Source organism: Roseateles sp. PN1, from assembly GCF_038419725.1.
Classification (GTDB): Bacteria; Pseudomonadota; Gammaproteobacteria; order Burkholderiales; family Burkholderiaceae_C; genus Paucibacter_A.
On record NZ_JBCARA010000006.1, the window covers coordinates 244,950 to 259,105 of the forward strand.

Annotated in this window: 9 protein-coding genes and 2 pseudogenes; 1 reads left to right on the plus strand and 10 read right to left on the minus strand. The window is 63.8% G+C overall.

The genetic code is table 11. From position 1 onward, the window contains the following. From AABB87_RS11980 to AABB87_RS11990, 3 genes are all read right to left on the minus strand, one after another. Complete coding sequence (locus AABB87_RS11980; protein WP_341971463.1) at positions 1–1,227, minus strand: type II secretion system F family protein; 1,227 nt, start codon at positions 1,225–1,227, stop codon at positions 1–3. Positions 1,228–1,265: 38 nt separating this feature from the next. Next, the gene (gene pilB / locus AABB87_RS11985; RefSeq protein ID WP_341971505.1) at positions 1,266–2,933 is read right to left on the minus strand and encodes a type IV-A pilus assembly ATPase PilB; all 1,668 of its coding nucleotides are present in this window, start codon (positions 2,931–2,933) and stop codon (positions 1,266–1,268) included. 239 nt (positions 2,934–3,172) lie between these two features. Then, positions 3,173–4,717 (minus strand): methyl-accepting chemotaxis protein, encoded by a 1,545-nt coding sequence (locus AABB87_RS11990; RefSeq protein ID WP_341971464.1) that lies wholly within the window; start codon positions 4,715–4,717, stop codon positions 3,173–3,175. A gap of 198 nt (positions 4,718–4,915) precedes the next feature. Here AABB87_RS11990 and AABB87_RS11995 point away from each other — a divergent pair, with 198 nt between their 5' ends. Next, positions 4,916–5,281, plus strand: a complete 366-nt coding sequence (locus AABB87_RS11995; protein WP_341971465.1) for a response regulator transcription factor — start codon at positions 4,916–4,918, stop codon at positions 5,279–5,281. Positions 5,282–5,346: 65 nt separating this feature from the next. Here the strand turns inward: AABB87_RS11995 and AABB87_RS12000 are convergent, their stop codons facing one another. The 7 genes and pseudogenes from AABB87_RS12000 to AABB87_RS12030 form a co-directional block, all read right to left on the minus strand. Then, positions 5,347–6,456: a protein-glutamate methylesterase/protein-glutamine glutaminase gene (locus AABB87_RS12000; protein ID WP_341971466.1), complete on the minus strand. Its 1,110-nt coding sequence runs from the start codon at positions 6,454–6,456 to the stop codon at positions 5,347–5,349. Positions 6,457–6,490: 34 nt separating this feature from the next. Further along, positions 6,491–7,090 (minus strand): chemotaxis protein CheD, encoded by a 600-nt coding sequence (locus AABB87_RS12005; protein WP_341971468.1) that lies wholly within the window; start codon positions 7,088–7,090, stop codon positions 6,491–6,493. 18 nt (positions 7,091–7,108) lie between these two features. Continuing rightward, the gene (locus AABB87_RS12010) at positions 7,109–7,921 is read right to left on the minus strand and encodes a CheR family methyltransferase (protein ID WP_341971469.1); all 813 of its coding nucleotides are present in this window, start codon (positions 7,919–7,921) and stop codon (positions 7,109–7,111) included. A 34-nt stretch (positions 7,922–7,955) separates the two neighbouring features. Continuing rightward, entirely contained in the window at positions 7,956–8,516 is a 561-nt protein-coding gene (locus tag AABB87_RS12015; protein WP_341971470.1) for a chemotaxis protein CheW, read from the minus strand. 9 nt (positions 8,517–8,525) lie between these two features. Next, positions 8,526–9,272 (minus strand): annotated as a pseudogene (locus tag AABB87_RS12020) (methyl-accepting chemotaxis protein); the annotation flags it as partial. 939 nt (positions 9,273–10,211) lie between these two features. Further along, positions 10,212–11,186, minus strand: a pseudogene (locus AABB87_RS12025) (PAS domain-containing protein); the annotation flags it as partial. Between the two features lie 72 nt (positions 11,187–11,258). Continuing rightward, positions 11,259–14,108, minus strand: coding sequence for a methyl-accepting chemotaxis protein (locus tag AABB87_RS12030; RefSeq protein WP_341971471.1), 2,850 nt, complete (start codon positions 14,106–14,108; stop codon positions 11,259–11,261). Positions 14,109–14,156 lie beyond the last annotated feature (48 nt).

Consider the following 14,156-nt stretch of genomic DNA (forward strand, 5'->3'; position numbering starts at 1 on the left):
TTAAACCACCTGGCCGAGCTTGAAGATGGGCAGATACATGGCGACCACGATGCCGCCGATGATGGTGCCCAGGATCACGATGATGAAGGGCTCCATCAGGCTGGACAGGGCTTTGACGGCCTCGTCCACCTCGTCCTCGTAGAACTCGGCCGACTTGGACAGCATGTGATCGAGCGAGCCGGATTCCTCACCGATGGCCGCCATCTGCAAGACCATGGTGGGGAAGATGCCGGTGGCGGTCATCGAGGTGGTCAGCGCGGTACCGGTGGAGACATCGCGTTGAATCTTCTCGGTCGCTTCGGCAAACACGGCATTGCCGGCGGCGCCGCCCACCGAGTCGAGGGCTTCGACCAAGGGAACGCCGGCGGCGAACATGGTCGACAAGGTGCGGGTCCAGCGCGCCACGGCGGATTTGTAGAGCAGGTCACCGAAGACGGGGATCTTCAGCAAGAAGCGGTCCATGGCTTTTTGCATATTGACCGAGCGCTTCCAGGACTGGATGAAGAAGTAGATGCCGCCGCCGATGGAGCTAAAGATGGCCCACCAGTAGGAGACAAAGAACTTCGACATGGCGATCACCATCATGGTCGGCGCGGGCAGTTCGGCGCCGAAGGACTTGAACACATCCTCAAACGCTGGCACCACAAAGATCATGATCACGGCCACCACGACGAAGGCCACCACCAAGACGCCGATCGGGTAGGTCAGCGCCGACTTGATCTTGTTCTTCAAGGCCACCGTTTTTTCTTGGTAGATGGCCAGGCGGTCCAGCAGCGCTTCCAAGATACCGGCGGCTTCACCGGCTTCGACCAGATTGCAGTACAGCGCGTCGAAGTACATCGGGTGTTTGCGCAAGGAGGTGGACAAGCTGGTGCCGGTTTCCACATCGCCGCGGATGTCGTTGAGCAGGCGAGTCAGGCGCGGGTTGGTGCTGCCGCGGCCGACGATCTCGAAGGACTGCAGCAAGGGCACACCGGCGCGCATCATGGTGGCCAGCTGGCGCGTGAAGACGGCGATGTCTTTTTGCGTGATCTTCTTGCCACCGCTGACGCGGCGCTTCTTGACCTTGTTGACCAGAATGCCTTGGCGGCGCAACTGGGCGCTGACCATGGCTTCGCCACCGGCACGGATCTCACCGCGAACCAGTTTGCCATTGCGGTCCTTGCCCTCCCACTCGTAGGTGAACTCGTTCGCTCGTTTGACCGCTGTTGTTGCCGATGTCGCCATATCACCTCCAGGAGCCGCAATGCCTGTTGCGGCTCGAATTATTCATTTGTTGCGGCCAGCACTTCTTCCAGGGTGGTCACGCCAGCGCGCACCTTGACCAAGCCGAACTGACGCAAATCCCGCACGCCTTCTTGCTGGGCTTGCACGGCGATGTCCATGGCTGAGCCTTCGGCCAGGATGATGCGTTGGATCGGCTCGGTGATGGGCATGACTTGGTAAAGGCCGACCCGACCGCGGTAGCCATTGGTGCAATTGGCGCAGCCCACGGCGCGGTACTGCTTCCAGGAACCATCCAGCTCTTCTTCGGCAAATCCGGCGCGCAGTAAAGCGTCGCGCGGATATTCGGCCGGCGCCTTGCAGTTTTCGCACAGCCGCCGCACCAGGCGCTGTGCCGTGATCAGCAAGACGCTGGAGGCGATATTGAAGGGCGCCACGCCCATATTCAGCAAACGGCTGAGCGTCTTGGGCGCGTCATTGGTGTGCAGGGTGGACATCACCATATGGCCGGTTTGCGCGGCCTTGATGGCGATGTCGGCCGTCTCCAGGTCGCGAATCTCACCGACCATGATGATGTCGGGATCCTGGCGCAGGAAGGACTTCAGCGCTGCCGAGAAGCCCAGGCCGGCCTTGTCGTTCACGTTCACCTGGTTGATGCCAGGCAAGTTGATTTCGGCCGGATCTTCGACGGTGGAGATATTGACGCCCGGCTGGTTCAGGATGTTCAAGCAGGTGTACAGCGACACCGTCTTGCCCGAACCGGTCGGGCCGGTGACCAGCACCATGCCGTAGGGCCGCGCGATGGCGGCCAGCAAGCGGTCTTTCTCAATCTTCTCGTAGCCTAGGGCGTCAATGCCAAGCTTGGCCGAGGAGGGGTCAAGAATACGGATCACGATCTTCTCGCCGAACAGGGTCGGCAAGGTTGAGATCCGGAAGTCGATCGCCTTGGCGCCGAACTTGAGCTTCATGCGCCCGTCTTGCGGGATGCGGCGCTCAGCGATGTCCAGACGTGACAGCACCTTGATGCGTGAGGCCAGCTTGTCCTTGATGGCGATGGGCGGCTGGGTGATTTCACGCAGCTCGCCGTCGACCCGGAAGCGCACGCGGTAATGGAACTCGTAGGGCTCGAAATGCAAGTCCGAGGCGCGCAGATTGATGGCGTCCACCAGCATTTTTTGCAGGAAACGCACCACCGGCGCGTCTTCCACATCGGCCAATTCGGCCGCCTCTTGCTGGGGCGCGTTTTCCTCGTCGGTGATGTCGAACTCAAAGTCGCCACCTGCCAGTTGCTCCAGCGCCTCGCTGGCGCTGGCGGCCGAGCCCTGCAGCATGCGGCTGAGCTTGTCGTGCTCGACGATCACCCATTCGGGGCTGAGCTGGGTGGCGAACTTGATGCGCTCGACCACGTCCTGATCGGTCGGGTCGGCGCCGCCGATGAAGAGCCGGTTGCCGCGTCGACCCAGCACCACGATCTGGTACTGGTGGGCCAACTTGGCGTCGACGATGTCGCGCGGCATGCGCTGCACATCCATCGCGCTGATGTCCAGCAGCGGCAGCGACAGCGCTGTTGACAAGGTGTGCGCCAACTCGGCCGAGCTGAGCGTGCCCGCCGCGATGACCGCATTGACGAAGCTGGTCTTCTTTTCGCGGGCCTGCCGCATCAGCTCCTCGGCCTGCTTTTGCGGCAGCTTGCCCGCATGCACCAGCATGCGTGCTACGCCCGAGAGGGCGGATTGAGGCGGCTCGGCCAGGGTGGGTTCCACGAAGAGTCTCTGTCTTTGCTGTTTGTTGAGGGCTGTCCAGCCCCAAGTTGAAGGGGTGTGGCGCTGGGGCGTCAGTGCGGCACTGTAAACCGTGGCGCCCCGACTGCCTGTTGCAAAGTGTGCGCTAGCGCACGCTTTGCCTCTGACTGAGAGGCTGGGTCGCGCTCAGGCGGCACGGTTTAGCTCTAGAAAAAGTCCACATTCGAGCCTGCATGGCTTTGGATAGGCCCGCTCTCCACCCGTGCGGCGACGCTGGCCCGCGCCGCCGCCGCGGCTGCCACGGCGGCTTGCGCGGCCACCAAAAAGTCTGCCACCGCCGCGTCGTCACCGAGGCGGAAGGTGCTTAGCACCTCGGCCAGGGCCACGGCTTGCTCCAGCAACTCATGGGCGATCTCCCCTGAGCGCTCGGCCACATGGACGTTTTGCCGGGTCACTTCATCCAACTCTTTGACCGAGGCGGCCACCACTTCCAGGCCTTGGGCATGTTCGGAGTTGTCGGCGGTCAGGCTGTCGAAGACATCGCCGACCCGTTTCACCGAAGCCACCAAATCCACCATGGTGGAGCCCGCCTCATCGGCCAGCTTGGCCCCGCGCTCGACCGTTTCCAGCGAGGCCGAGATCAGGCCTTTGATTTCCTTGGCCGCCTCGGCCGAGCGGCCGGCCAGGCGCCGCACCTCGGTGGCCACCACGGCAAAGCCGCGCCCTTGCTCGCCCGCACGGGCGGCTTCCACGGCGGCATTCAGTGCCAGGATATTGGTCTGAAAGGCAATCGCGTCGATCACCGAGGTGATGTCGGTGATCTTGCGCGAGGACTGCTCAATCTCCTGCATGGTGCTGACCATTTGCGACACCACCGCGCCGCCTTGGGTGGCCATGGTCGACGAAGCCTTTGACAGCTCCAGCGCCTCTTTCGACGCTTGCGCGCTGGCCTGCACGATCATGGTGATTTGCTCCAGGCTCATGGCCGCGTCTTTCAGCCCATTGGCGGTGCGGTCGGTGCGTGACAGCAACTCGCCGCTGGTGTGGCCCACTTCCTCGGCCGCCTTGTGCATGCTGAAAAGCGCCTCGCGCACCAGGCGCAGCGCTGCGGCCATGCGCTGCTGCACATCGCGCAGCCGGCCACCCGTCTTGGAGGCAGTGCGCACGGCGTCGAGGTTGAGTCGGATCGGGCCCTCTTGGCCCATGGCATTGACCAGAAACGCCATCTCGAAGGTCTCGCCGGCGCGCTTTTGCAGATACTTGGCGGCGTTGATCAAGAAGGCGCAGAGTACAAGCAGAAATCCCAGGTCAGCCAAGTGGCCCCAGCGTTCGCCCGTCGAATGGACGTAGAGTGGGTAGTCGGCCGTGCTCAGCGCTTGCGTGCCCAGGTGGTGGGCTGCCAGCAGGCTGCCCATATAGGCAATCACCACCCAGTCGCCATAGGGCAGCAGCAGACAAAGGCTGACGTAGACATTGGCATGGATGGAGGTGGAGCCCTTGGTGATTTGCAATTGCAGTGCCACCAGAATGACCAGTACGGTGGCCAGCAGCAGGCGGTTATTGAGGCTGCCGCCCCAGAAGTGATAAGCCAGGCCGCAGGCAATCAAGCAGGGGATGCTGACCAGCAGTGCCAAGCTCGTGGCCTGGTTGTAAAAGCCCAGGCCCAAGCACAACAAGGCATTGGCCACCACCACCATCAGCATGGTGAGATCCTGGCGCCGATTACTGTTCAGAAGAGCAGGGTTGTTCATGCGGGTGACCATCCTCAGGATGCGGGCGGTGGGTGCGCAACTCGGCAAGCGGGGCCGCACACAATATCCGCCTAGTTTGTACGTTCTTTGCCATGCCGTGTGCAAGCGAGTGGCAGCAATTCGCGTGCTTTTCTGCCCACTACTGCGCTGCGATCAGGCATCATGGGCAGGCGTCATCACTGCCATGGGGTGTAAATCGTGAAGAAGATTCTCATCGTCGAAGATCAGGAAGAGATTCGAGAGCTGATCCGCGTAACGCTTGAGTTTGACGACTACGACATTCAGGAAGCGCCCAATGGCGATGAAGGTCTGCGCAAGGCCGCCAGTTTTCGCCCCGACTTGGTCTTGCTGGACGTGATGATGCCGGGCGGATTGAATGGCCTGCAGGTTTGCCAGCGCATCAAGTCTGACGCGGCGCTCAAGCGCACCAAGGTCATTTTGCTGACCGCGCGTGGCCAGGAGGCCGACCGCCAAGCGGGCCTGCAGGCCGGCGCGGATGAGTATTTGATCAAGCCCTTCAGCCCTTTGGAGTTGATGAAGGTGATCGGCAAAGTGATCCGCTGAATTTGCCTTCGAGTTTGCCTGCCTGGAGGTTGGGCTTTGCGTGCTGCGGAGATTGCGCAAGATGCTCATACCCCTTGGCTGCATAACCTGAGTAGGGCGGCCGGCATGGCCGATAAGGCCACCACATGTTGGGCGGCCCCCATCTCCGCCGCGGCCTTGGGCATGCCGTAGACCACGCAGCTGGCCTCGTCCTGCGCCAGGGTGGTGGCACCGGCCTTGCGCATCTCCAGCAGGCCGCGGGCACCGTCTTCGCCCATGCCGGTAAAGATCGCGCCGATGGCATTGCGGCCCGCGCATTGCGCGACCGACTTGAACAGCACATCCACCGAGGGCTTGTGGTGGTTGACCAGCGGGCCGTCGCGCACCTCCACCACATACTGCGCACCGCTGCGCCGCAGCTGCATATGCCGCCCGCCCGGAGCCACCAGCACACGGCCATTGATGACGCGGTCGCCGTCCTTGGCTTCCAGCACCTCCAGCTCACTCATGCTGTTGAGTCGGGCCGCGAAGGACTGCGTGAACTTCTCTGGCATGTGTTGCACCAGCACGATGCCCGGCATGGTGCGCGGGAGTTGGCGCAGCACCGCCTCGATGGTTTGCACGCCGCCGGTTGAGCTGCCAAAGGCGATCACCCGGTCGGTGGTCTCGGCCATGGCCGCATTGCTGGTGAAACTGCTAGCCAAGCTGCTCGCCAAGCTGGCGGCTGCGCTCGGCTTGGCGCTGCCAAGCGGGCTAGCGGGCCCGCTTTCAGCGGCAATCGGCATGACCCGCACATTGGCCCGCGCAGCGGCCCGCACCATGCCGACCAGGCCGTTGCCGGGGTCTTCGAGAAAGTCGCGCAGCCCGAGCTTGGGCTTGGTGACAAAGCCTACCGCTCCGGCCGCCAGTGCCTGCATGGTGGTTTCACAGCCGGCCTCGGTGAGAGTGGAGCACATCACCACCGGCATCGGGTGCTCGCGCATCAGGCGCTTGAGAAAGCTGATGCCATCCATGCGCGGCATTTCCACATCCAGCACGATCACATCGGGCCAGGCCGCTTCCAGCTTGGGCCAGGCAAACAAGGGGTCGCTGGCGGTGATGGTGACCCGGATGCCGGCCGCTTCGAGCAGGCCGGCCAGATGCTTGCGCACCACGGCGGAGTCATCAATCACAGCAACCCGCAGCGCCTGGCTCATAGATGAACTCCCCAATTAGTTGTTTTGACTTGGCCTATCTGGACGCGGCGCCGCGCTTGATCTCGACCTTGCCGCTGGGCAGGTCCAGGGTCACGGTGCGGGGCACGAAGTCGCCCACATCAACGTCTTGCAACTGAAAACCGTGCTGGTCGATCAAGGCCCAGCCACGTTCGATATTGCGCTGGCCCACATTGAATTTGACGTTAGCGCCGTCCGGCATGGTGTCGGCGCCGCCATACAGATGGGCCAGAAAGTCCTTGGGCTGGGCGCCGCTTTGCTTGATGGATTGCAGCAGCAATTCCACCGCCTCATCGCCGTAGCGGCCGTCTAGCGGCGCCTGGCCGCGCGACGCGCGCGAGGGCAGCAGGAAATGGCACATGCCGCCAATCCGCTTGCTGGGATGCCACAGCGTGATGGCCACGCACGAGCCCAGCAGCGTGCGCAATTGCAGGCCCTGGCCGAAATGCCACTGCCCGGGCATCAGGTGCAGGACCTTGGGGACCAGGATGGCGGATGCGCCCGGCGCTCCGGGCGCTGCGGGTACAGCCGCTGCCGGCGGCGCGATTGGCGCCATGGCGCGCTTTGGCGCGGCCCCGCTGGGCGGCGTGGGGGGGCGGACGAAGGGCTTGGTCATTTCATCATCACCCTGGGGTCAAGCATGTTGGTAGATGGCCGGTGCAATGGCACTCAGCGGCAAGTCCAGCGCCGCCAGTGACTCGGCGTGGCCGGGGTAGAGCACGCCGCCGGGTTTGAGTCGTTCGATCACCCGGCTGACGATGGCGCGCTTGGCCGGAGCATCAAAGTAGATCAATACATTACGCAGAAAAATCACATCGAACAAGGGCAGGTCGGCGGGCAGCGGCTGCATCAGATTGGCGCACTGGAAGCGCACCCGCGCACGCAGCTCGCGCTGGATCAGCAAGGTGCCTTCGTACGGACCCTCACCGCGCAGGCAAAAGCGGCGCAGATAGTCCTTGCTGGTGTCGCGCGCCCGCTCCATCGGGTAGAGGCCGCGGCGCGCACTGGCCACCACCGAGGACGAGAGATCGGTGCCGCGTACCGACCAGGGGCCGCTGCCGAGCTTGTCGGCCAGCACCATGGCGATGCTGTAGGCCTCTTCGCCGGAGGAGGAGGCGCCGCTCCAGACCAGGAACTCGCTCTTGCTGTCTTTGGCTTTAGCGCCTTCGGCCCGGCGCGCCAGATCGTCGAAGTGGGCCGGTTCGCGGAAGAAATAGGTTTCATTGGTGGTGAGCTTGTCCACCACGCTGGTCAGCATGCTTTCCGGCATCTGGCCACGCACCATCTTCTGCACGAAGTTGTTCAGGTCCGGTTCGCCGGCGTCGGCGGCGAGTTTCTGCAAGCGGCTTTGCACCAAGGCGTGTTTGGCCTCGGTCAGGCGGATTCCCGAGATGCGATGAAACAGATCGGTAATCGCCGTGAAGGATTGGGGGGAGAGGTGGCTCATTGCGTCGGCTGCGGTGGGGGCGCTGTGGGTGAGTTCAGGCGCCGGGGGAGCCAGACATCAGGGCCGCCAGTGCTGCGGGAGACAGCACCTGATCGAGATTCAGAAGCGCGGCATAACTGCCACGCACATTGACCATGCCGGCCAGAAAATCAGCCGCAATCGCCACGCCCAGCGTGGGCGCGGGCTCGATGCGTTGGCTGTCGACTTCCAGCACCTCGAACACGGCGTCCACCAGCACGCCGGCGATCAGCCGGCCATGTTCATCGTCCCCCTTGGCTTCCACCACGATGATGGCGCTGCGCCGGCCCAGCTCGGTGCGGCCGAAGCCGAAGCGGGCATTCAAATCGATGACCGGGACCACGGCACCGCGTAGGTTCATCACGCCGCGCACAAAGTCGGGCGTTTGCGGCAGCGGGGTCAGGCGGCCAACTTCCAAGATCTCGCGCACCGTCTCGATCGGCACCACCAGGGTTTCGCGCCCCACGGCCATGCGCAGCAATTGCTGCATCGGCCCGGCCTTGGCCTGAGCGGCCATGGCGCCTCGCACGAGGTCGGCCGGTGCGCCTTGGCCCATTGCTCCCGTCGCTGTGCTCATCGCGGCTCCTCAGAAGCGCTTGAAAAAGGACTCATCGACTTCATCCGGGCCGCCGCCGCTGGCTTCGATATTGCCGCGCTGCGGCAGTCTTGCCATGCTGGTGGTGCTGTTGCGGGCGGGGGGCGGGCTGCCGGATGGCTTGCCACTACTAACTCCAGGGCGGTTGCTGCTGCGCGGCGCGGCGCTGCCGGGCCTGGCGCCGCTGCGGGGCGAAGGCGAGTTCGCGCGCGATTGGTCTTCGGCCAGCCGGAAGAAGGCCATCTGCTCTTGCAGCTGCGCGGCCTGGGCCGAGAGTTCCTCGGCCGTGGCCGAGAGCTGCTCCGACGCCGAGGCCGTTTGCTGCGTGGTGGCCGAGAGATGGTTCATCGCGGCGGTGATCTGCGACACCCCTTCACTCTGCTCGCCCGAGGCGGCCGAAATTTCTTGCACCAGCTCGGAGGTCTTCTGGATCGAGGGCACCATATTGCCGAGCAGCTTGCCGGCTTTTTCTGCCAGCGTGACGCTGGAGCCGGCCAGGGTGCCGATCTCTTGCGCGGCCACCTGGCTGCGCTCGGCCAGCTTGCGCACCTCGGCCGCCACCACCGCAAAGCCCTTGCCATGCTCGCCAGCACGCGCCGCCTCGATGGCCGCGTTGAGGGCCAGCAGATTGGTTTGATAGGCGATGTCGTCAATGATGGAAATCTTGCTGGCAATGGACTTCATCGCGTCTGCCGTCAGGCCGACGGCGTGGCCGCCGTCCAGGGCTTCTTGCGCAGCCTTGGTGGCCATGCCGTCGGTGATATTGGCACTGTCGGCGTTTTGTTTGACCGAGGCCGCCATCTCCTGCAGCGAGGCGGTGGTCTGCTCCACGCTGGCGGCTTGCTGGGAGGCCGAATGTGAGAGCGACTGCGAGGTTTGCGAGACTTGGTCCGAGGCGCTGGAGAGCTGATCCGCGGCGGCCCGCACTTCTTTGATCGTGCCGCTGACGGTTTCCACCAGCGAGTTGAACTTCTCGCCCAGCATGCGGAAGAAGGGCTCCTTGCCTTCCAGTGCAATGCGGCTGGCGAAGTCGCCTTGATTGGCGCCGTCCACCATGCCGCTGACTTCTTGTTCGGCGGCCACTTCGGCGCTGCGGTCTTTCCATTCCACCACCGTACCCAAACGGGTGCCCGTCGCGTCGTTGATGGGGTTGGCGATCAGGCTGAAGGTGAGTGAGCCGACCTTAATCTCGGTCTTGTATTCGCCTTTGAGCGCGCCCAGCAGATTGCGTTGATGGTTGGGGTTGCGGTGGAACTGGTCGAAATTGCTGCCCACGATGCGGCGCGCATCAAAGGCTGGCAGCACCTTGCGCAACTCGCCCTCGTTGCGCTGCATCATCTGCGCCACCGAGGCGTTGTTGTAGATGATGTTGCCGTCGGGGTCGGCAATCATGACGTTGGTGGAGCAGATGTCCAGGGCCTGCTTGACCCGTGTCGTCTCGGCTGCCCGCGCACTCTCGCGCTCTTGTGCAGCCAGCTCGGCCGTCATGTCCTTCCACTCCACCACGGTGCCCAGGCGCCGGCCTTCAGCCATCACCGGGTTGACGATCAAGTCAAATCGCCGGCCACCCAGCGTCAGCCGGGTTTGATGCGCGCCACTGAGGCGATCCAGGATGCCGCGTTGGTGGGCCGGATTCTTGTGGAAGCTGTCGATATTGCTGCCGATCACGCTGGCGGCGCTGAAGCGCGGCAGGTCTTTGCGGATGTCTTCCTCCGCATGGCTCAGCATGGCTTGCAGCGAGGCGTTGCCGTAAATGATGTTGTAGCCGGGGTCGGCCACCATCATATTGGTGGCGGCCACATCCAGGGCCTGACGGATGCGCTCGGCTGCTTCGCTGCGCTTTTTGGTGTCGGCGAATTCAAAGCCCAGGCGGGTTTGCACGCGTTTGAGGGCGAGTTGCATGGCCGTCAGCTCGTCATTGCCGTCCACGCTGACGATGCCGTCAAAGCGCGCTTGGCCGAACTTCTCCAACTGGCTGCCCGCCTGCGCCAGCCCCTTGCGCAGGCGCCGGGTGAGGGCGGCCAGGCCCCAGGCGCCCGCCAAGCCCAGACCCAAGGCCGCAGCGGCGGTCGGCCATTGCTGGCCGGGCAGGGCGTAGCCAAGGCCGGCGCCGCCCAAGCCCACAGCCACGGTACACACCGCCACCTTGCTCGCTTGGTTCATCGCGGCGATCAGCCGGCCCAGTCCGTCCAGCATGCCGGTCTTGACGCCGCGCCCGTCGCGGATTTCCCATGCCGCTGCCTTGCCTTCCTTGAACAGGCGGTAGAGGCCATCGGCGGCGGCCACCTGTTCACGGCTGGGGCGGGTGCGCACCGACAAATAGCCCACCACCGTTTCGCCCTCTTTGAGCGGCGTGGCATTGGCCACCACCCAGTAGAAGTCGCCGTTCTTGCAGCGATTCTTGACCAGGCCGGTCCAGGGGCGCCCGGCCTTGAGGGTGGCCCACATATCGGCGAAGGCTTCTTCCGGCATGTCCGGGTGGCGCACGATGTTGTGGGGCTGGCCGATCAGCTCGGCTTCGGCGAAGCCGCTGGCTTCGAGGAAGTCGTCGTTGATATAGGTGATCTTGCCCTTGAGGTCGGTGCGCGACACGATGGTCATGCCTTCTCGGAGCAGATATTCCTGTTGAGTGACCGGCAAATTACTACGCATGGCTTTGGTCTTTCATGGCGGAATACGGCGCTTGGTGTGGCGGTGGCGGTCGGGCGGAAATGCGGCGGCTGATCAGCGCTGGCCGCGTTGGCGCGCCCGGTCCATCTGCTCATCGTCGGCCAGGCGGAAGAAGGCCATCTGCTCCTGCAGCTGCGCGGCCTGGGCCGACAACTCCTCGGCGGTGGCCGACAACTCCTCGGAGGCCGAAGCCGTTTGCTGGGTCGTGGATGACAAATGGTTCATGGCCGCGGTGATCTGCGACACGCCCTCGCTTTGCTCGCCTGAGGCGGCGGCAATCTCTTGCACCAGCTCCGAGGTCTTCTGGATCGAGGGCACCATATTGCTGAGCAGGTCGCCGGCCTTCTCGGCCATCTGCACGCTGGAGCTGGCCAAGGCACCGATCTCTTGCGCGGCCACCTGGCTGCGTTCGGCCAGTTTGCGCACCTCGGCTGCCACCACGGCAAAGCCCTTGCCATGCTCGCCCGCCCGCGCCGCCTCGATGGCGGCGTTGAGTGCCAGCAGATTGGTCTGGTAGGCGATGTCGTCGATGATGGAAATCTTGGTGGCGATCTGCTTCATCGCATCGACCGTCATGCCCACCGCTTGCCCGCCGTCCATCGCCTCCTTGGCGGCCTTGGTGGCCATGCCGTCGGTGACGGTGGCGCTGTCGGCGTTTTGCTTCACGCTGGCCGCCATTTCCTGCAGCGAGGCGGTGGTTTCTTCCACACTGGCGGCCTGCTGGCTGGCGGAATGCGAGAGCGACTGAGAGGTCTGCGAGACCTGGTCCGAGGCCCCAGACAATTGATCGGCTGCGACCCGCACCTCGCGGATGGTGCCGCTGACCGTCTCGACCAGGGAGTTGAACTTCTCGCCCAACATTTTGAAGAATGGCTCCTTGCCTTCCAGTGCAATGCGGCTGGCGAAGTTGCCCTGGTTGGCGCCGTCCACCATCGCGCCAACTTCGGCCTCGGCGGCCACTTCGGCCGTGCGGTCCTTCCACTCAACCACGGTGCCCAGCCGGGTGCCATCGGCGCTATTGATCGGGTTGGCGATCAGGCTGAAGGTCAGGGAGCTGACCTTGATCTCGGTCTTGTACTCGCTCTTCAATCCGCCCAGCAGATTGCGCTGGTGGCTGGGGTTGCGGTGGAACTGGTCGAAGTTGCTGCCGACGATGCGGCGGGAATCAAAGGCTGGAAGCACCTTGCGCAGCTCGCCCTCGTTGCGCTGCATCATCTGCGCCACCGAGAGGTTGTTGTAGATGATGTTGCCGTCGGGGTCGGCGATCATCACATTGGTCGAGCAGATGTCCAGCGCCTGCTTGACCCGGGCGTTCTCGGCGGCGAGTTGCTGCTCGCGGGCCCGCGCCAGCAGCTCCTGCGTCATGTCCTTCCACTCCACCACGGTGCCCAGGCGCTCGCCCTTGTCGTCAATGATGGGGTTGGCGATCAGCGAGAAGTCCAGCGACGAGACCTTGATCTGCGCTTTGTACTCGCCCTTGAGCCCGCCCAGCAGATTGCGCTGGTGGGACGGGTTTTTGTGGAAGGTGTCGATATTGGCGCCGATCAGATGCTTGGCGTCGAAGTTGGGCAGGGCGCGGCGCAGCTCGGCCTCGTTGCCCTGCATCATGCTCGCCACCGAATGGTTCATATAGATGATGCGACCGTCGGGGTCGGCGATCATCACATTGGTGGAACAGCGGTCCAGCGCCTGTTTGACCCGGCCGCTCTCGGCGGCAACACGGGCGTCGCGCTCATGCCGCTCGCGCAGATTGCTCTGCATCACGCCAAAACGCTGCAGCAGAACGCCGGCCTCGTCGCGGCCCTGGTCGTCGATACGATGGCTCAAATCGCCCTCGGCGATGGCATCGGCCGCGGCAATGGCGCGGTTCAGGGGCTGGGTGACTGAGCGCACCACCGCCAGTGCCAGTATCGTGGCCAGCACCAAGACCACGGCAAAGGCCCCACCTTCGATCATGGCGCCGCGCTGCAGGCTGTTGATATGCGCTTGCAGCGCAGCGGTGAGGAGCTCTTCGGTCTTGTCCATCAGCTTGAAGGCCGACTCGATTGCCGCGCTGGCCAGGGCAAAGTAGTCTTCGGCCCGGATGGCGGGCTTGTCGGACTTGACCAAATCGGTGCTGCCTTTGCTGGCGTAGACGCTCATGCTGCTGTCGAGTTCCTTCATCAAGGCACTCAGGCCATTCGCCAGGGGCGGATGCGCCTTGATGGCTTTGCCCAGCTGTTCATTGGCCTGTTCCTGCCCACTGCGCGCTTGATTCAATTCAGCGCCGGTCTGGAAGCGTCCGTCAAGAGGGAACTCTTGTCTGGTCAACATGCCGTTGCCTACGGCTCTGGCCACGCCGGCCGCATCGACCGCCTTTGGCAGATGGGTGACCAAAGCAGTGACCATGAAGTAGTTGGCGGGGTCCGGCTCCAGGGTCAAGCCCGAGCCATCGGCGACCGCGCTCATCAGGCTCATCGCTTCCTTGATCAGCTCAGCGTGGCGGGGCAAATTGTCCTTGGCCAGCAGGCGCTTGTTGCTGAGGTCGCCCCCCAGGCGCTCAAATCCGGCGGCCAGGGCTTTGGTCGCCGCCAAGGCCTCCGCCATGGCGGGCTCGCTCAACTGAGTCTGCAATGTGTTCAGGCTTTTGTGGATGAGCTCGGCTTGCTTGCCGCGCTCGGCGGTGCCGTTGGCATCGCCGCCGAGTTCCCGGTTCACCGCCGCGCGGTGCAACTGCAGGGCACGTAGCAAGGTCTGCGACGAGTTCAAAGGTGCCAGCCCCGCCACTTCGGCCTTGGCGACGCCAATCTTGTTCAGCGTGTCACTCAGGCGCAGGGCCGTGGGCACACCGGCCAAGATCAGCGCCAAGGCACCCAGCAAGGCGAATTTGTGCCAAAGCTGCAAATTGCGGAGAAGTTTGCTCATTTTGTTTCCCTGGCTTCCCTAAAAGAACAAGTGACTGAAGCGAACTCA